Source organism: Chengkuizengella sp. SCS-71B (assembly GCF_040100845.1).
Taxonomy (GTDB): domain Bacteria; phylum Bacillota; class Bacilli; order Paenibacillales; family KCTC-33759; genus Chengkuizengella.
The window spans coordinates 708979-727435 of record NZ_JAZHSH010000001.1 but is presented as its reverse complement, the minus strand read 5'-3'; the positions used below and the strand labels follow the sequence as shown (position 1 = coordinate 727435).

Genomic DNA, 18457 nt, shown 5'->3' with positions numbered 1-18457 from the left:
TGAGAATAGATCTCAAGCCTAGAAAATGCAATAGTTAATCTAAGGAACTCTCATTCTCTGTGTTCATTTCTTCATTCCGATCTTTATCTGAAAACATTTCACGAACTTCCCAAGATTCAACAATTTGATGAGAGGTTCGAGCATCAAACCCACTTCCCATTAAATAACTAATTAAAGCAACTTCCTCCATAGCTTGTTTATAGTTCTTATTTTCAGCTTTATCTAATCCATGTCGAATCCAGGGAGAAATTTGCACAAATATATTCGTTAAATCTGTTGGAGAGGATGTAGAACGCATATAATATGGTAAATTAGCGGCTTGCTCAGCCATTTTTTGTGGATCCATCTTAGGTAACATATAATGTGACATCATATTTTCTGTTGGAGCAACTACATTTGGGGGATACATATTTGGCTGTTGATAATAATTATTGCTTGGAGGTTGCATACTAGGGAAAGCATACATTGGATTATAGCCTATTACATTTGGATATTGTTGCATTTCCTGAGGGTGCATTGGATACATATTTGCTGACATTTCCTTTACTTCCTTTGGATGAAGCTGTTTGTTGCCCTCTGTCATTTCTTCTACTTGTTCTGCTGTTAAAAATTCCGTACTAGGGCTTACTCCTTGTGTATCAGCCGGACTAGTAGGAAATCCTTGATCATTTAATTGTTGATCCCCTGTAGGGTACATGTTTGTATTCATTGCTTGTGTTCCCATAGGATACATCGAATTTGTGTTCATTCCTTGAACTCCTGTTGGATACATGGGGTGCATATTTGTATTCATACCTTGAGCTCCCATCGAATACATAGATTGTACATTTGTATTCATCTGCTGAGTACCCATCGGGTACATATAAGGGTTCATATCTTGTACTCCCATGGAGTACATTGGCATCATCATGGATTGCTCAGCACACGGAGAATAAGGGTTGGGTTGCTTACATCCAGAACAAGGCGACGAATAACTTAACGGCTGTGTCATAGAAGAGGGGTACTTTTTAGGAGTAGGATTTTCATTAGGTCCAGCTGCTATATTACTTGATGTTGATTCTGCTGCAGTATTATTTGATGATGGTTCTGGTAATGTTATACTTGGATGAACCATATTTAAATTTTCATTCATATGATCTTGCTCCTTTCTTTAGGTATTCCTCTTTTATTATATTAGCGATACATCCTATGCATTCGCCTATCATTCTGTGATTGTTCACATGATTGTCACGAATTTCACTAGTTTGCCATGTCAAATTCATTTTATTACAATTAAAATTTGTATGGGTATAAAATTTTCTTAGGGGGTTAAATCAATGAAAAAAATGTTATTTCTAGTTACGATGTTAGCGGTAGTGTTAACTGCAGCGGCTTGTGGAGCTTCAGAGGAACCAGGTGAAGCAACAAATAATGCTGCTGTTGAAACATCTTCTGCAGATGCTAAGGAATTGAAGTTAACTGCATCTAACTGGGCATTTGATAAAGCAGAATATAAAGTAGCCGTTGGAGAGCCTGTTAATTTTTCAATTGAAAACGCTGAAGGATTTCATGCATTTAAGATTAAGGAACTTGGTATTGAAATTGACCCGAGCACTCCAAAACAATTTACAATTAATGAAGCAGGAACCTATCAAATTAAATGTTCCATTCAATGTGGTACTGGACACAAAGACATGATATCTACATTAGTTGTTGAATAATGTGAAGTAAGGTTAAGCTAAACAAAAAAGCATCTTAAACCAAGTGGTATAAGATGCTTTTTCTCTATTCTATTTTCAGTTCTTTTTCTGCAAGCTCAATCCACTCATTGTACTCACTCTTTAATTTGTTAAAGGCGTCCTGTAACTTGCTGTACTTCTCTTCAATCTGATCTGATTTATCTTTTGCTTGTTCTTTTTGTTGCCAAGCATCTTTAAGATCCTCTTCTAGTTTCTGTTGGTACTTTTTCAGTTGGGATATTTCTTGTATTAATCGCTCTTCTATTTCACTTTTTTCTTGATTTTGTTTCATATACAATTCGTTTTCTGATTCAAGTTTCTGTATTCTGACATTCAATATTTCATTTTCCTGTTGAATGTCCTTTACTTGAAAATACTCATTTGAGATATATAAAGCAGATAAAACAGATAAACGGTTTAGATCTAATTTCGTTTGTTCACCAGCTATTGTGCGCATTTTACCATCCACATAGGACGCAATTTCTTTTATATATTCAGGAGTCATATCTGGACTCCCTTTCATTTTATATTGTGTCCCGTAGATGTTGACAGTTACTCTAGTTTTTTCTTCCTCAGGCTTCACAGGTCGTCCTCCCTACCAAACAAAAAATCAATATGTTTCTATGATAACTTATTTCGATATGATTGACCTAATTCCCTGCTTTATTTCCTTAATTCTGCATGAAAAGATTTTCCAATTTCTTCAACTACTTTACCATGAAGATCCGTAACTTCTTCATCTGTTAATGTACGCTCTAAATGTCTATAAACTAAGGATAACGCCACGCTCTTTTTATTGTCATCCACTTTTTCTCCTGTATAAATATCGAAAACTTGAACGGATTCAAGCAGCTCCTTCGCTGTTTCTTTGATCGAATTTATAATTTCTCCAATTTGTAAGGATTGATCTACAACAACGGCAATATCTCTTCCAATCGCTGGATATTTTGGTAACGTAGTATAATGGATATCAAAATTAGCAAGTTTATAAACTTCTTCTAACGTGATTTCTAAAATATATACTTCGTCTAAATCTTTTTCTTGTTGTATAGAAGGATGCAACTGCCCCAACGTTCCAAGTTCAATCACTTTATCTTCCGTTTTGATTTGAATAGAAGCCGTTCTACCAGGGTGGAAACCATCCGGACTAGTCGAAACAAATTGTAAACCCGAAATTCCAATAACCTCAAACAAAGTTTCAATGTGACCTTTTAGATCATAAAAATCTACGTTATTTTCTTGTACAGACCAATTTGCAGCTTCTCTTTTACCTGTTAGCAAAATAGATAGAAGTTCTTTTTCTTCGGGTTGTTTAGATAAAGATTGTTCTTCTGTAAGAAATACATTTCCAATTTCAAAAATATGAACATCTGATTGATTTCTATTTTTATTATAAGATGCTACATCCAAAAGATGAGGTATTAAACTTGTTCTCAAAGTACTTCTATCTTCACTCATTGGCATTGCTAGTGAAATGGGTTCAGTTTCGGCATACATACCTGGGAATAACTTAATTTGACTAGGGTGTGTAAAAGAATAGTTTACCGTCTCGTACAAACCTTCATCTGTTAAAATTCGACGGATCGCTCTTCTAATTTTCTGTTCTTTAGATAGTGAACCTGGTGTTGTTGCACCAATCATTAGGCTAGTTGGAATATGATCATACCCATGTAAACGTGCCACTTCCTCAATTAAATCCACATCTCTTGTAATATCTCCGCGTCGAGTTGGTATATGGACAATCACTTCATTTTCATCCGCTTCTGTATAAGAAAATTGTAATCGATCGAACACATTTAATACATCCTGCTTAGTTAAGTCTGTACCCAAATAATCATTAACTTTTTGCAAACTTATTTGAATGTTAACTGCAGGATTTTGTGTTGAAAGCTCCTCTACAATTCCATCTGCCACTTTTCCATTCGCATATTGCGATAAAAGTGCAGCAGCTCGATTTAACGCAACTGTAACATTTTCTGGGTTCACTTCTTTTTCAAATCGAAGACTTGACTCGGATCTTAATCCAAGTTTTTTAGAAGTGATACGAACAGTACTTCCTGAGAACTTGGCTGATTCAAGTAAGATATTTTTTGTTTGCGTTTGAACTTCTGAATTGGAACCACCCATCACACCAGCTATAGCAACAGGTTTTGTGCCATCTGTAATTAGCAACATATGATCATCTAATGTTCTTTCTTCATTATCTAAAGAAGTCATTTTTTCATCTTTATTTGCTAAACGAACTTCAATATGACCATCGTTCAATTGGTCTGCATCAAATGCATGTAATGGTTGACCGTACTCTAACATCACATAGTTCGTAATATCCACAATATTGTTTATAGGACGAATACCCGCAGCCATTAATCGATTTTGCATCCATAAAGGACTTGGCTGGATGGATACTTCCTCAATATATCTCGCAGAATAATGATGACAATGTTCAGGGCTCAAATTTTTCACACTGATTTTTTCAGATGCTTTTGTTTTAGAAGTGCTAACCTCTGTTGCAGGCAATTTAATTTCTCTTCCTAAGATTGCCCCAATTTCAAAAGCTGTACCCGCCATACTTAGACAATCAGAGCGGTTAGGTGTAAGCTCAAGCTCCAATACTTCGTCATTTAAACCAAGTACTTCTAAAATATCTTCACCTACATTTATATCTGCCGGAAGGACTAAAATGCCTTCTTGAATTTCTTTAGGCAACAATCGATCGTTCATGCCTAATTCTTTAGCAGAACAGATCATACCATTAGATTCTATCCCGCGAAGTTTCGCTTTTTTAATTTTAAAATTCCCAGGCAATACAGCACCTGGTACAGCTACAGGAACCTTTTGACCTGCTTCGATATTTTTCGCTCCGCAAATAATTTGAAGTTCTTCTTCTTGACCAACATCTACAGTACATAGGTTTAATTTATCTGCATTCGGATGTTTTTCACACGTTTTTACATATCCGACAACTACACCTGTAACACCTTTATTTAATTTTTCAACAACATCAACTTCTACTCCGCTGCGTGTTAATTTTTCTGCTAAATCTGAAGCCGTATATCCTGATACATCCACATATTCAGCTAACCATTGATAAGATACTTTCATCTATTTTCACTTCCTTCTCTTCTATATTCGAACAAATTGATTTAAGAAACGTAAGTCATTCGTAAAGAAATGGCGGATATCATCGATGCCATATTTCAACATCGCTATTCTTTCTACACCCATTCCGAAAGCGAAACCACTATATTCATTTGGATCATACCCTGCCATTTCTAATACGCGAGGATGAACCATACCTGATCCTAGTATCTCGATCCAGCCTGTTTGTTTACAAATACGACACCCTTCACCTTTACAACTTGCACAAGTAATATCCACCTCTGCACTTGGTTCCGTAAATGGGAAGAAGCTTGGACGTAAGCGAATTTGTGTATCTTTACCGTACATTTCTTGTACGAACTGTAACAACGTACCTTTTAGGTCACTCATTCTAACGTTTTTATCAATGACTAATCCTTCGATTTGAGTGAAAACGTGAGAGTGAGTTGCATCATCATCGTCTCTTCGATACACTCGACCCGGACAAATAATTTTTACTGGAACTTCCCCTTTTTTCGCTTCCATCGTTCTGATCTGTACTGGAGAAGTATGAGTTCTCATTAAAAGCTCTTCAGTAATATAAAAAGTATCTTGCATATCTCTAGCTGGATGGTCTTTAGGTAAGTTTAATGCTTCAAAATTATAATAATCCTGTTCGACCTCTGGTCCTTCTTCTACCGTATATCCCATACCAACGAAAATATCTTCAATATCTTGAATAACTTTATTAAGTGGATGAATGGCTCCTTGAGATGGCTTTCTTCCTGGTAAAGTGATATCAATCGTTTCTTCTTTTAAGCGATTTTCTAATTCTCTTTGTGAAATTTGATCTTGCTTCAACTGAATTCCATTCCCAATCGCTGAACGAACTTCATTGGCAACTTGTCCGATGACAGGTCTTTCCTCGTTTGAAAGCTTACCCATGCCTCTTAAAATCTCAGTTAATGGTCCTTTTTTCCCTAAATATTTCACTCTTAATTCATTCAGTGCTTTGCTGTCATTAACATTCTCAAGCTCCTTTAGAGCTTCCAGTTTTAGTGCTTCTAATTGTTCTTTCATTATTTACCCTCCTTCAAATGTATCGACAAAACTGACTATTCCAAATCCAAAAAGTGAAAAACAACCGCAGATGTCATTGCATCAAAAAAGACTCCTTCATCCGTAAGGGACGAAAGAGCCGTGGTACCACCCTAATTAGAACATTCAATGGCTATGAATATTCTCACTTCATTTAAATAACGGTGTATTCACCGGAATACTCTACTTCCAAAAAGTTGGTTTTTTCAAGTTTCTGCTCCGGGGCGAACTTCAGTAGTCTGTTCAAGTAGAAAGGCTCTCAATCTAGGCTTTTCTTCCCTGTATTTGAAGTGCTACTTACTTTTCCCCTTCAATGCATTTTTGTATTTAATTTCAATAACGGTATTATAAGAAAATAAGTTATAAATTGCAAGTAATTTAAGACTTAGTTGTGATTTGTTTCAACTATTCCTTCTAATCTAGAAACAAAAAAACAGAACATTTCTATGCTCTGAACTGAATTAATAGTAATATGTAATGGAGCGGGTGATGGGAATCGAACCCACGCGACCAGCTTGGAAGGCTGGAGTTCTACCATTGAACTACACCCGCATGTAAGGTATTAGTGGTCGGGACGACACGATTTGAACATGCGACCCCTTGGTCCCAAACCAAGTGCTCTACCAAGCTGAGCTACGTCCCGTTATTCATTCATACCTTTTGTTGCGACAAGAATTAATATACCATGACTTAGTATAAAACGCAAATGTTTTTTTATGGGAAGGCGGAAATTTCGTGAATGAATTAGTAAAATTAGATGTCATCGTCATCGGTGCAGGACAGGCAGGGCTAGCCATAGGCTATTATTTAAAAAAATCAAATCTATCTTTTTTATTATTAGATCAAAACGTACAAATAGGAGAAACATGGATTAAACGTTACGATTCTTTAATCTTATTTTCACCTAGAAAGTACAGTAGTTTACCAGGGTTGTCATTTCCAGGCAATCCTAATGGATACCCTAATAAAAATGAAACAGCAGATTATTTAAAAAAATATAAAAAACAGTTTTCCATCCCAGTAGAACTTGATACCCATGTCATACAATTAACAAAAGAAAATGATGTTTTTATTACAGAAACAAACCATAAAACATATCATTCAAAAGTAGTTGTCATTGCTACAGGTCCATTTCAATCTTCCTTCATCCCTAAATTGAAGTGTTCAAGTTTAGATGAGAAAATCATCCAATTACACTCTTCAGAATATAAAAACCCTCAGCAACTGCATAAGGGAAACACATTAGTTGTAGGGGCAGGAAACTCTGGAGCACAAATTGCCGTAGAGCTTAGTAACTCACATGATGTTTATCTCTCCTCTAGTCAAAATTTAAAATTTTCACCACATAAGTTTGCAGGAAAAAGTGTCTTTTGGTGGTTTGAAATACTCAAAATCTATGATGTGTTCCATACAGGAACGAAGTTAGGAGAATGGATCAAAAAACAACCTGAACCCATTATGGGTACTGAATTGAAAGAACTTATTCACCAAAATAAAGTGAAAATAACTGCAAAAACAATATCTATAGATGGGAATAAGGTTACTTTTGAAGATGGAAAAACATTAACTGTAAAGAATATCATATGGGCAACAGGTTTTACACAGAACTTTGATTGGATTAAAATAAATAATGTACTTAATCAAAAAGGGAACCCTTTGCACAAAAGAGGAGTTTCTCAAGTTCCAGGTTTATTTTTCATAGGATTACCATGGTTACATAAAAGACCCTCTGCCCTCCTTGGTGGAGTTGGAGAAGATGCAGAATATATCGTAAAAACTCAAATAAGTGTGTAATTATAATATTTGTATTTAGAGGAGAGAAAATACATGAAATATCGTCGTCTTGGAAAAACGGATTTAAAAGTATCTATTGTTGGAGTAGGAACATGGCAATTTGGAGGGGAATGGGGTAAAACCTATACTGCCCAAGAAGCAGCACAAATTTTAGAAAAAGCAAAAGAGGTTGGCATCAATCTTATTGATACTGCTGAATGTTATGGTGATCATTTATCGGAATCATTAATTGGACAATATTTAAAAAATGAAAAACGAGAAGATTGGGTTGTGGCCACTAAATTTGGACATAAGTTTAACGACTTATTTGAACGTGATCAAGTTTGGAGTGCAAATCAAGTCATCAAGCAGTTGGAAAACTCTTTAAAGGCTCTTCAAACAGATTATATTGATCTGTATCAATTCCACTCTGGTTCAGATGAATACTTCGATAATGATGAATTGTGGACAGCCTTAGACAAACAAATACAAGCAGGGAAAATACGTCATCTTGGAATTTCAATTGGAAGCAACGAAAACATACATCAAACCAATAACGCAACGAAAGTAAACGCAAAAGCGATACAGGTTGTATATAATCGATTAGATCGCAAACCAGAAAATGAAGTATTCCCTTCTTGCCAAGAACAAGATCTTGGTGTATTAGCTAGAGTTCCATTAGCAAGCGGTTATTTAAGTGGAAAATATAAACCAGGTGCTGAGTTCGGTCAGACAGACGTAAGACATCGACATACAGATCGAGATGACAGGCTAAAAATTGTTGAGGAAATCAAACAATATGAAGTTCCTAAAAAGATGGATATGGCTCAATGGGCATTAGCATGGTGTCTCAAACATCCAGCAGTCACTACAGTTATTCCCGGTTGTAAAAATGTGAAGCAAGTTGAGTCAAATACAGCCGCTGTTCAATATATTAGTGATAATCATCCACAGGCTTGGAAGGATGAAGAGGAAGAAAAATAAAGTAAAAATTACGGATAGACCGCTTTTAAATAAAGGCGGTCTATTTTCAAAATAAATTATTTATCTTTTAGTTGACTCTAACCATACGTCATAGCTTACGATGAATTTGGAGGTGATACATCATGTATAAAGTAAAAGAAGTTTCAAACATTGTAGGTGTAAGTGTGCGCACGCTTCACCACTATGATCGAATTGGTCTGCTTGAACCTGAAACAACAACTCCGGCCGGATATAGACTTTATACTGATCAAAACCTCGAAAGACTGCAGCAAATCTTATTTTTTAAGGAAATGGATTTTAGTCTGCAGGAAATTAAAGAGATTTTAGATCGAGCTGACTTTGACAGAAAAGAAGCTCTTAAAACTCACAAAGAAGTGTTATTAAAAAAGAAAAAACGCATCGAGAAAATGATCAAAACGGTAAATAAAACATTAGAGTCAATTGAAGGAGGAATAAAAATGGAAAACAAAGAGATGTTTAACGGGTTTGATATGAAAAAAATTGAAGAACATCAAGCAAAATATGCTGAAGAAGCGAAACAAAAATATGGTGAAAGTTATGAAAAAACTATACAGAAAACAAAAAACTATACAAAAGAAGATTGGAAAAACATCACTGAGGAAGCAAATCACATCTATAGTACGATAGCTTCAAGAATGGAATTCGGACCGGAGGATGAACAGGCTCAAAAAGCTATTCATGAATGGAGACAGCACATTACGAAGTACTATTACGAATGTACGATAGATACCTTTAGAGGGCTTGGAGACATGTACGTTGCAGATGTACGATTTACTAACAATATAGATAAACACAAAGAAGGATTGGCTGAATTTATGAAACAAGTTATGCATATTTATTGTGACAAACAGCAGAAAGATTGATAAAAAAATGATTCAAACTCATACAATCCAGTAAAACCAAACCGCGGAACCCATTCAAGATTGATTCATTCATAAGTTAAAAAAGCTGATATTTCATACCTTCATGCATGTATGAATATCAGCTTTTGAGTGTTGCTTAGTTCCATATATTTTAAAATGTATACCATTTTATTTTTTGTATAACTTAAAACAACAAAAGCCCTACCTCTCTTTTGTCCTTGCGGCTCCGATGACCGCGCCAGTGTGAATCAGTAATACTTACAAACTCTATTAGGGTTATGAGAATTTGAATCATATGGTGAGGAAAAATACCTAATGAGGAACAATCTGAGGTTTAAAGCAACAACTTTTACAAGTTAACATATCTTTCAGTGAAAGTCAATCGATCATTTCTCTTGGAAAATATCTATGCCTAATTCATCTAACACTACTATAGCTCTTCTCACAGGAAGCCTTGGCAAGGAAAACTCTTTATGGATTACACTTTCTATTTCCTCAATATTGCTCAATTTTATTTCTTTCTCTTTTAAATCTAAAGTTCTAATGGTAAGTTTATTATTATTTAGAGATAATGTTCTCCCTTTTTTTATTTGAAATAAATCTACACGAAGTTTCGACATAAAAAAAGCATCCTTTTTAAAAGAGACCTTTATAACCTCATTAAGACCTTGATCAGAACAAATGTGATCTGGATTAAAAATCCAAGCATTATTTACAAATTTTCCATGACGATATCTAGTGAAACGATAATAACCTTCTTGTTCGTCATCTGGAAGTATTTGAATTTCATCTGGTCCATAAGTTGAAAAATTTTTTCTATTTTCAAATCTAACTGGTCTAAAAATTGGCGCGGCCCCACCAAAATCCATATATAATCGCTCAGCTGGAAATTCAGGTAATTTCACTAAAATAGCTGTATGACCTGAACCCAACAGTACTAGATCACAATCATAACCTATGCAAGATAATAATTTTTGAGCATAAGGGTTTAATATGGTGCAAGTTCCTCCAAAATCATTAAATAAATTCTCTACAAACTTTTCTATCGGAGGTACGTAATACTGGTTTGTTTTATAATCAGAAAAATCCAGCAACTTACTGACATTTTCAAAAGGTATTGTAGTAAGATGCCTCTTGCAAAACTGTTCCAAAAACTCATACGATGGAGATTCTGGTATTGTTAAATGCAACTTTTTTAAATATTGAATAACCCAATCTGGTGTTTTTTGTTTATTCATATCAACGACTCCATAACCAATTTATATAGAATTCAATTCATTTCAACATTAAGTTCATTATTAATGATTTTAAAAACATTTTCAAATTGTTTAATCTTTTACAGCAATTCCATGGAGTACATTGTTAGCTTTGTTAGACAAGGATTTATTGTTAAGACAAATAAGTAATCCCTAAATGAAGGTGAATTCAATAAATGATCAGCATTTTCATATATCTTTTCAGCTTTGCAAATTTGAGGTTGTCATATTATCTTCCCTCCATGATTTATAATACCCATTTTATCAGACTAAACGTGAAAAACATAAACAAGACTCATGCAAACTTTAGACTTTATACTCACTTGTACTGTAAAATAAACAATAAGAGGAATTTTATTTAAATCTAGTTTTGAATAGGAGTTCAAGATGACAAATAAACTTTTTTACTCAAATCCATTTTTAAAAACGTGGGAAACAAACATAAAAGAGATAAATGAACGAAACAATCAATATATCATTCAGTTAGAAGAAACTGCTTTTTATCCTGAAGGTGGTGGACAACCTGCCGATAAAGGAACGATCAATGGGATTCAAGTATTAGATGTACAGGAGCAAAATGGAGCTATTTATCATACTCTGAATGAATTACCTGAAGACGAGCTTTTAAAATGTGAAATTGATTGGAAACACCGTTTAGAACACATGCAGCACCATACTGGGCAGCACCTTTTATCAGCGGTATGTATTGAATTATATGATGCCCATACCATCAGTTTCCATCTTGGAGTAGAAACCGTCACAATTGACTTAAATGTTCAGCATTTATCCAAAGAACAACTAGATCATATGGAACATCAAACGAATTTATACATTTTTGAAAATAGACCTGTTAAAACATATATGGTTGGAAAAGAAGATCTTTCAAGTTTACCCCTTAGAAAAACCCCTGAGGTAGAAGAAAATATTCGGATTGTAGAAATAGATGGCATTGATATATCTGCCTGCTGTGGCACGCATGTAGAATCAACGGGACAAATCGGAATGATGAAAGTATTAAAAACTGAAAAACACCGTGGCGGAATTCGACTTTATTTTAAGTGTGGGTATAGGGCTTTGGCGGATTATGATGCGACTCATCAAGTATTAATGTCAGCAGGAGCTAAATTAAATGCAAATCGAGATACGTTGTTAGCAAGACTTGATCAAATAGAACTGGATCAAAAACAGCTTCAAAAACAACTTAACGAAACAAAAGAAAAATTATTTTCATCATTAGCAGAACAACTTAACCACGGAAAAAATGATCATTTGATTATTCAGTCCTTTGACGAATATAACATGAAAGATTTACAACTCATTACAAAAGCTATATTTTCTAAAAGTGAACGTATTGTTCTTTTTAGATCTAAAAGTGAAAAGCGGTTATTACTAGCACAAAGCGGAGGGTTCTCTTTAGATTGTGGAGCTCTCTTTAAAGAGCATTTAAAACAATTTAATGGTAAAGGTGGGGGGAGCAAGGTTCAAGCGCAAGCTATGTTTGATTCTGATGAGAAATTAGTAGAATTCGAGGAGTTTATTGTAAGTCATTTGCATATTCAGACTGAGGATTGAAAATCAACATAAACCCAATCATAAAGCTATATAGTGTACATTATGATTGGGTTTATGTTTAAACTAGATCCTCAAAAGGAAGAAAATACACTGGATAATTTGGTAGTTGTTTAAATGTTCTGGTTTATAGGTGTTGATTCCAATCTCGTATTCATTATTACTCACAAAAGCAGAGATACATGTACCAATCACTTCATCTTCCTTTAGTACACAATATCCTAGTCCTTTATTATAAAATGTATCTAGAGACTCCCAAAATTTCTTTAACTCATTCGAAATAACGTTCTCTTTGTCTAAATAAATAACACTTGGGTCAATTTTTAATATCCGATATCCATCTGGAACATTTTTAACGTCCACAGAGGAAAAACGATCCTTTTCAAATTTAAAAGGGACTCTTTCCCCTTCCATTAGCTTGTTTTTAAAGATATTTTTTAAATTTACGTTCCATGTCTGAAAAGGATATAATTCTAAATTTAAACAATCGTCACCAATTGCAAGTGCTTCTGGTTTTAAGCTATGAATAATAAATCTCTCTATTTGCGAATTAAAAACAGGATTCTCGCTATTTCCAATCAAATAAAACAATTCCATTTGAGCCCATATTAAAGCAGCAGTCGGAGAGTTTTTATGATCAACAAAAATTCTCCCTACATTGTTCCTATCAATTACACCGTTGATTACAGGATGTTTCTCTAGTCCATTTAATAGTGGTTTCATTTTGGGGTAATCTTTTGAATTTAATTCGTATATCATTTGATCTACCTCTTTCTGTTTTAAGTTCTTATATATATATATCTTGAATTAAGACTTAAAACAGGTAAGCATTTAGGTTATTCGTACCCATTCAACCCCTTCCATCGTTACATGTCTTATCAAAATAAATCATGTAGTGTTTCTTCTTTGCTTATGCAAATTTCATATAAACTAATTAGTTCACTTTAATAAGTAACTTCCCATCCCTTGTCCGTCCTAATTTTGTATTGCATTTTGGACAGATTAAGTCATCACTTTCACCTTTTGGAAGTTGAATAATTTGCCCACATGCCGGACATTTATCAATTTGCCTTGAACCTATACCTCCATTAAAAACACGTTTTATTTTTAAAGCACCTTTAACAATGTTAAAAATCAAATATAAAACTATAAATATAAACACCCATTTTATAAATGATATCATCTTTTATTCTCCAATCTGAATTCGTATACTTTTATATATCTCGGAATATTCACTACTATTTTACTGATTTAATAAGTATGCCTTCTTCTTGTAATCTCTTTCTTATCATTTTAACAAAAGCTAGTGCTTCCAATCCATCCCCATGGACACATATGGTCTCTGCTTGAATAGATATTTCTTTCCCAAGTACAGTTTTTACTTTCTGTTGTTGAATCATTGATAATACTTGTAATGTTGCTTCATCTGCATCCTCAATAAGAGCTTTTTTTTGATTTCGTGGTGTTAACGTGGCATCATCTTGATAGGTTCGATCAGCAAACACTTCATTTGCGCAACGTAGTCCGATCTTCTCTCCTGCTTTGACTAATTCACTTGCTGATAAACCATACAATATTAACTGATTGTCAAAATCATAAACAGCTCTAGCGATAGAATCAGCTAATGGTCTATTTTTAGCTGCCATATTGTATAACGCCCCATGAGGTTTAACATGATGTAATCGCCCACCCTCTGCTTTTACGAATGCACTTAAAGCACCCATTTGGTATAACACAAGTTCATAAGCTTCTTCTGGTGTAATATCTATGTTTCTACGACCAAAACCTTGTAAATCTTGCAACCCAGGATGAGCTCCAATTGCCACTTTATTTTGCAAACATAATTGAACTGTTTTTCGCATTGTCCTTGGATCACCGGCATGGAATCCACAAGCTATATTTGCTGAGGTCACAAACTTTAATACTTCTTCATCCATTCCGATGGAATATACACCGTAACTTTCTCCTAAATCACAGTTCATATCTATAGTTAGCATCTCATTCCCCCTTCCTCCAACGTTCATTAATCATCTGTTTTAAAATATGAATATCTTTTTCTTGCTGTAAATATAGAAACTCTGCTTCTTCCAAAGAAATTTCTTGAAACATTACGGTGTCTCCTGGCTTTAATTGAGCAATGAATGGAAGGTCTACTGAAGCAACTTGTGCAATTCTAGGATAACCACCTATCGTTTGTCGATCAGCTAATAATATGCGAGGAAATCCATCTGGCGGCACTTGAATCGTACCCATCGTTACCGCTTCTGAGATCATATTTAAATTAGATTTAAGTTGAATTTTAGCCCCTTTTAATCTGTAAGCCATTCGATCAGATTGAGGATGAATTGTAAATGTATTGTTCAGAAGAGAATTTATACTTTCATCTTGGAATAATTCATACTCTCTTCCTTTCATCATTCTAATCACGACTTGAGATGGATAAGCTGGCAAACTGTTTTCACTTACATACCAAGGTAGAGGAATAAAAGAAGATTTAGCAGTAAAGTTTTGTAATAAGGACTTTATTCTAGTATCCCTAATTGGATCAGGTTGATGAGTTAAGATCACATCACCCGATTTTATTTTACGTCCCTTATACCCTCCAATTGCTGCTCTTAAATCTGTGCTCCTACTACCCATAACTTTTGGGATTGATATTCCACCTGCTACGGATAGATAAGCTCTACAACCTGATTTAGCATTACCAAACAGAAGGCAGCTACCTGATTTTATAATTATGGGACGCCACATTGGCACTTTTTCCCCTTCAACTACTGCTGATAGATCTCCTCCACAAATAGAGATAAGTGAGTCTTCTTGAAATTCAATAGAGGGTCCAATCATTGTTATTTCCATAACAGCAGCATTTTCTCCATTACCAACTAACAAGTTGGCTAATCTAGCAGCATAAGAGTCCATGACTCCACTTGCTACTACTCCATATTTTTGATATCCAACCCTTCCCAAATCTTGAATCGTCGTGAGCATTCCTGGTTTTAATATTTTTAAGGTCATTTTTGTTTCTCCTCAAATACAGTATACTCCTCTGTGGAGATAGAATAAAACTGAATGCGATCTCCTGCTTGCAATAAAGTGGGACTCTCATTTTCAGGTTGGAATAATTTCAAAGGTGTCCTTCCAATAATTTGCCAACCACCAGGAGAATTCAATGAATAAATCCCTGTCTGACCTCCTGCTATACCAACACTTCCTGCTGAAACTAATGCTCTAGGTTCATTCCTTCTAGGTGTAGCTATTTTATTAGACATCCCCCCCATATAAGGAAAGCCAGGAGCAAATCCTAACATGTATACTAAATATTCTCCTTCTGAATGAATTTGAATAACTTCTTCTGTACTGAGTTGATTGTACTTTGCTACGTATTCAAGGTCAGGTGCGAACTCTCCTTCGTAACATACGGGTATTTTTATAGATCTATATTCAATATTAGTACTGGTTTTTTTCATTTTAGAGATTCTATTTTGGATAATAGCAAGTATAGTTTTATAAGCAGATTGACTGTATTGATTGGAATACTTATGATCACTTTGAGTTGACTTCATAACAGTAAGTGGATCATAATAAATCGTTACTGTAGTAAAGGTAGGCACAATTTCTATTGTTCCATAGATGGGGTTTTGTTCTAAAGATCTAGAAAAATTCCATACTAATTCATATGTATTTTCATTTACTTCAGAGCCGAACTTGACTACTATTGCTTTTTCTCCGAGAGGATAGAATTCTATATTGTTTTTCATGTTTCACCTTGTTTCTTAAGATAAAGAATAGGATACAAAATACATATTTATTTTACTATACTATTGAAAAAGACCCTAGTCATTGGACTAGAGCCTATAATTAAATCTAGTAATTTATTATTAGTTAATAACTACAGTAACAGATTTAGAAACATTTGAATTGTCATAAATATTACCAGTAATTGAATCAATTTCAGCTTTAATAGTACCAACTTTCACACCATCGCTATCTGTATCAGCTATACCTAACAACTCTGGCACAGATATAGCAATAATTCCATCGTCATTAAAATAGTATTGTTTAAAAGAATCTATTTTCGGGAGTGTAACATTAACTTTTTTAGCATTATCTGCTTCAATAATAAAAGTTAAAACTTTATGGTCATTATATGAACTATCAATCTCGAAAGTATAAGAGCCCCCTGATTTTTTTGCTGGGAAAGTTTCGCCAAAACCTAAGGATACACTATTAAATTCTACACCACTTTCAAAAATTAATGTTGATCCTAATGTGAGCTTTAAATTAAAATCATCTGAAGGACTACCATTAGTATACTCTATAGATGTTTCAGTTGTAAATGTATATCCTGAAAAATCCCCTTCTTTAATTGTATCTACTCTAACACCGTCTTTATTAGAGTCTCTATCCCCCAATAATAATGAGACTGGTAAAGTTAAAACCCCATTATAAAAGTCTACAGTTTCCTCTTCTCCGCCTTCTTTTGTTAATGTAAGAGATTCAGCACCTTCCAATTCTAATGTAAATACAATAAGTTTATCTGAATCATTCAGCCCGCTTAAGTTAAATGCAAAAGAATCAGAAATCATATCTTCTTCAATAGTTTTACTAGGATCAATAACCTGCACATAAGCATTATTAATTACTGCTTTACTTGTAGCAGGAGTTGACCCTCCACCAGAACCACCAGAAGGTGAATCTAAATCAACATCAGACTCATCAGCTTGTTCCCCTTCAACTGATTCAACTTTACCTTCACCAGACACTTCTGTAATAGCGTCAAGAACAAGTTCTACAATCGTAGCATCTTTACCTAGGTCTAATGCTACACCTTCAGCCGTTTCATCTACGTTTAAGTTTTCAATAGCACCTTCAGGGATTTCTATACTTACTGTAGCTGAAAATACATCCACTGTTTCAAATTCCCCTACTAATTCAACCTTAGCATCTTTAGCAATTTCAGTGGAAAGAATGATATCAGCAAAACCTGCTCCATCAATATCAGACTCTTCTAATTTTGCTCCAGAGTTTAATGTTACTTCTTTTACATCTGTTTTACCTTCAGCAACAATACGGACTTTTCCGTTTTTCTTATCAACAATCACTGTTACTAATACAGTGTCTGTCAAGTGAATACTATTTTCTCCACCACCAGAAATAATGGTTGTACCTTTAACAGTAACATTATTTAAATAAACGTCTCCTTCACCAATTCCTTCAGTTAAAAGAAGATCTCCTTCAATCACTAAGTTTTGTAATGTTACTCCAGTAGCTGTAACTGTAACATTGCTAAGAATGGTATCAATACCTTCCTCTGGGCCATAAGTACCTGCTTCACTAAATGTATACAAATATTCTGTAGCACGTTGGATCATTACAATAGCCTCTGCACGCGTTGATAAACCTTCTGGTTGAATTTTATTGTTATATCCAGATACGATACCTAAATCAACTAACGCACCAATCTCACCTTTAGCCCATTCACCAATGCTAGCAGCATCATCAAAAGAATCTACTGCTTCAGGTTTCACTTCTAAATCTAGCAATCTAAAAATCATCACTGCTAATTCTTGACGAGTTATGTTTTGATCAGGTTTAAAAGTTCCATCTTCATAACCAGTCATAAAACCTGCAGCTAATGCTTTAGATACATCATTATAGAACCAGTCTGAAAGTTCTACATCTGGGAAATTCACTTCTGCTGTTTCTTCATGTTCAAAAGCTCTGTTTACAAAAGCGGCTGCTTCAGATCTTGTCAACGTTTGGTTTGGTTTATACACACCTTCACCATAACCATTTAATAAACCGTTATCGATCCATTGCTTTAATTGTTTTTCTGCCCAATGTCCATCAACATCTGATGATCCTGCGGCAAATACTGAACTAAACATGGAAAAGATCATTGTTAACGTTAACAATACTACTAATGATTTTCTACCTATTTTTCTTTTTAATTCCAACTTCTTTTCTCCTCCTAATGAACTATATTTAATTTTTATTTATTATAAATTTTAATAAATAACTTGGTAGGATAACTATGATTTATAGTTTCAGATAATTATGTAATAGAAGCTCTAAATGGGGTTTTAAATGAATTTAT

Annotated in this window: 16 protein-coding genes, 2 tRNA genes and 1 other annotated feature; of the genes, 5 read left to right on the top strand and 13 right to left on the bottom strand. The window is 34.4% G+C overall.

Translation table 11 applies throughout. The features are described 5' to 3' along the window. Window positions 1-34: 34 nt before the first annotated feature. Window positions 35-1132, bottom strand: coding sequence for a hypothetical protein (locus VQL36_RS03600; protein WP_349247996.1), 1098 nt, complete (start codon window positions 1130-1132; stop codon window positions 35-37). Window positions 1133-1316: 184 nt separating this feature from the next. Between VQL36_RS03600 and VQL36_RS03595 the strand changes: the two genes are divergently transcribed. Continuing rightward, window positions 1317-1700, top strand: a complete 384-nt coding sequence (locus VQL36_RS03595) for a cupredoxin domain-containing protein (RefSeq protein WP_349247995.1) — start codon at window positions 1317-1319, stop codon at window positions 1698-1700. A 64-nt stretch (window positions 1701-1764) separates the two neighbouring features. Here the strand turns inward: VQL36_RS03595 and zapA are convergent, their stop codons facing one another. The 5 genes from zapA to VQL36_RS03570 form a co-directional block, all read right to left on the bottom strand. Beyond that, window positions 1765-2301, bottom strand: coding sequence for a cell division protein ZapA (gene zapA / locus VQL36_RS03590; protein ID WP_349247994.1), 537 nt, complete (start codon window positions 2299-2301; stop codon window positions 1765-1767). Window positions 2302-2381: 80 nt separating this feature from the next. Beyond that, the gene (gene pheT, locus VQL36_RS03585; RefSeq protein ID WP_349247993.1) at window positions 2382-4820 is read right to left on the bottom strand and encodes a phenylalanine--tRNA ligase subunit beta; all 2439 of its coding nucleotides are present in this window, start codon (window positions 4818-4820) and stop codon (window positions 2382-2384) included. 21 nt (window positions 4821-4841) lie between these two features. Further along, a complete protein-coding gene (gene pheS / locus VQL36_RS03580) occupies window positions 4842-5876 on the bottom strand; it encodes a phenylalanine--tRNA ligase subunit alpha (protein ID WP_349247992.1) in 1035 nt (344 codons plus the stop codon). Between the two features lie 102 nt (window positions 5877-5978). Next, window positions 5979-6217: a binding site (T-box leader), on the bottom strand. A 155-nt stretch (window positions 6218-6372) separates the two neighbouring features. Further along, window positions 6373-6446: transfer RNA gene (locus VQL36_RS03575), tRNA-Gly, on the bottom strand. Between the two features lie 14 nt (window positions 6447-6460). After that, window positions 6461-6537, bottom strand: a tRNA-Pro gene (locus VQL36_RS03570). 92 nt (window positions 6538-6629) lie between these two features. Between VQL36_RS03570 and VQL36_RS03565 the strand changes: the two genes are divergently transcribed. The 3 genes from VQL36_RS03565 (at window position 6630) to VQL36_RS03555 (ending at window position 9535) form a co-directional block, all read left to right on the top strand. Next, window positions 6630-7688, top strand: coding sequence for an NAD(P)/FAD-dependent oxidoreductase (locus VQL36_RS03565; protein WP_349247991.1), 1059 nt, complete (start codon window positions 6630-6632; stop codon window positions 7686-7688). A 33-nt stretch (window positions 7689-7721) separates the two neighbouring features. Further along, complete coding sequence (locus VQL36_RS03560) at window positions 7722-8651, top strand: aldo/keto reductase (protein ID WP_349247990.1); 930 nt, start codon at window positions 7722-7724, stop codon at window positions 8649-8651. Between the two features lie 119 nt (window positions 8652-8770). Continuing rightward, window positions 8771-9535 carry a MerR family transcriptional regulator gene (locus VQL36_RS03555; RefSeq protein WP_349251114.1) on the top strand — a complete coding sequence of 255 codons (765 nt, stop codon included), beginning with the start codon at window positions 8771-8773 and terminating at the stop codon, window positions 9533-9535. Between the two features lie 386 nt (window positions 9536-9921). On the opposite strand, the gene VQL36_RS03550 is transcribed toward VQL36_RS03555, so the two are convergent. Next, window positions 9922-10773 (bottom strand): arylamine N-acetyltransferase, encoded by an 852-nt coding sequence (locus VQL36_RS03550; RefSeq protein ID WP_349247989.1) that lies wholly within the window; start codon window positions 10771-10773, stop codon window positions 9922-9924. Between the two features lie 405 nt (window positions 10774-11178). On the opposite strand from VQL36_RS03550, the gene VQL36_RS03545 reads away from it, so the two are divergent. Continuing rightward, window positions 11179-12363 (top strand): alanyl-tRNA editing protein, encoded by a 1185-nt coding sequence (locus VQL36_RS03545; protein WP_349247988.1) that lies wholly within the window; start codon window positions 11179-11181, stop codon window positions 12361-12363. 63 nt (window positions 12364-12426) lie between these two features. Here the strand turns inward: VQL36_RS03545 and VQL36_RS03540 are convergent, their stop codons facing one another. The 6 genes from VQL36_RS03540 to VQL36_RS03515 form a co-directional block, all read right to left on the bottom strand. Further along, a complete protein-coding gene (locus VQL36_RS03540) occupies window positions 12427-13119 on the bottom strand; it encodes a GNAT family N-acetyltransferase (RefSeq protein ID WP_349247987.1) in 693 nt (230 codons plus the stop codon). A gap of 175 nt (window positions 13120-13294) precedes the next feature. Then, window positions 13295-13543, bottom strand: coding sequence for a hypothetical protein (locus VQL36_RS03535; RefSeq protein WP_349247986.1), 249 nt, complete (start codon window positions 13541-13543; stop codon window positions 13295-13297). Between the two features lie 55 nt (window positions 13544-13598). Continuing rightward, the gene (locus VQL36_RS03530) at window positions 13599-14357 is read right to left on the bottom strand and encodes a 5-oxoprolinase subunit PxpA (protein WP_349247985.1); all 759 of its coding nucleotides are present in this window, start codon (window positions 14355-14357) and stop codon (window positions 13599-13601) included. A gap of 1 nt (window position 14358) precedes the next feature. Further along, window positions 14359-15375, bottom strand: coding sequence for a biotin-dependent carboxyltransferase family protein (locus tag VQL36_RS03525; protein WP_349247984.1), 1017 nt, complete (start codon window positions 15373-15375; stop codon window positions 14359-14361). Continuing rightward, window positions 15372-16118, bottom strand: coding sequence for a 5-oxoprolinase subunit PxpB (pxpB, locus tag VQL36_RS03520; RefSeq protein ID WP_349247983.1), 747 nt, complete (start codon window positions 16116-16118; stop codon window positions 15372-15374). Before pxpB ends, VQL36_RS03525 begins: the two co-directional genes overlap by 4 nt. Before the next feature lie 120 nt (window positions 16119-16238). Continuing rightward, window positions 16239-18317, bottom strand: a complete 2079-nt coding sequence (locus VQL36_RS03515) for an S-layer homology domain-containing protein (protein WP_349247982.1) — start codon at window positions 18315-18317, stop codon at window positions 16239-16241. Between the last annotated feature and the right edge of the window lie 140 nt (window positions 18318-18457).

What these genes read in the sequence shown, in the direction of transcription:
- VQL36_RS03600 (WP_349247996.1), bottom strand. Translation starts at nt 1,132, where the DNA reads ATGAATGAAAATTTAAATATGGTTCATCCAAGTATAACATTACCAGAA.
- VQL36_RS03595 (WP_349247995.1), top strand. Translation starts at nt 1,317, where the DNA reads ATGAAAAAAATGTTATTTCTAGTTACGATGTTAGCGGTAGTGTTAACT.
- pheT (WP_349247993.1), bottom strand. Translation starts at nt 4,820, where the DNA reads ATGAAAGTATCTTATCAATGGTTAGCTGAATATGTGGATGTATCAGGA.
- pheS (WP_349247992.1), bottom strand. Translation starts at nt 5,876, where the DNA reads ATGAAAGAACAATTAGAAGCACTAAAACTGGAAGCTCTAAAGGAGCTT.
- VQL36_RS03560 (WP_349247990.1), top strand. Translation starts at nt 7,722, where the DNA reads ATGAAATATCGTCGTCTTGGAAAAACGGATTTAAAAGTATCTATTGTT.
- VQL36_RS03550 (WP_349247989.1), bottom strand. Translation starts at nt 10,773, where the DNA reads ATGAATAAACAAAAAACACCAGATTGGGTTATTCAATATTTAAAAAAG.
- VQL36_RS03545 (WP_349247988.1), top strand. Translation starts at nt 11,179, where the DNA reads ATGACAAATAAACTTTTTTACTCAAATCCATTTTTAAAAACGTGGGAA.
- VQL36_RS03540 (WP_349247987.1), bottom strand. Translation starts at nt 13,119, where the DNA reads ATGATATACGAATTAAATTCAAAAGATTACCCCAAAATGAAACCACTA.
- VQL36_RS03535 (WP_349247986.1), bottom strand. Translation starts at nt 13,543, where the DNA reads ATGATATCATTTATAAAATGGGTGTTTATATTTATAGTTTTATATTTG.
- VQL36_RS03530 (WP_349247985.1), bottom strand. Translation starts at nt 14,357, where the DNA reads ATGCTAACTATAGATATGAACTGTGATTTAGGAGAAAGTTACGGTGTA.
- VQL36_RS03525 (WP_349247984.1), bottom strand. Translation starts at nt 15,375, where the DNA reads ATGACCTTAAAAATATTAAAACCAGGAATGCTCACGACGATTCAAGAT.
- pxpB (WP_349247983.1), bottom strand. Translation starts at nt 16,118, where the DNA reads ATGAAAAACAATATAGAATTCTATCCTCTCGGAGAAAAAGCAATAGTA.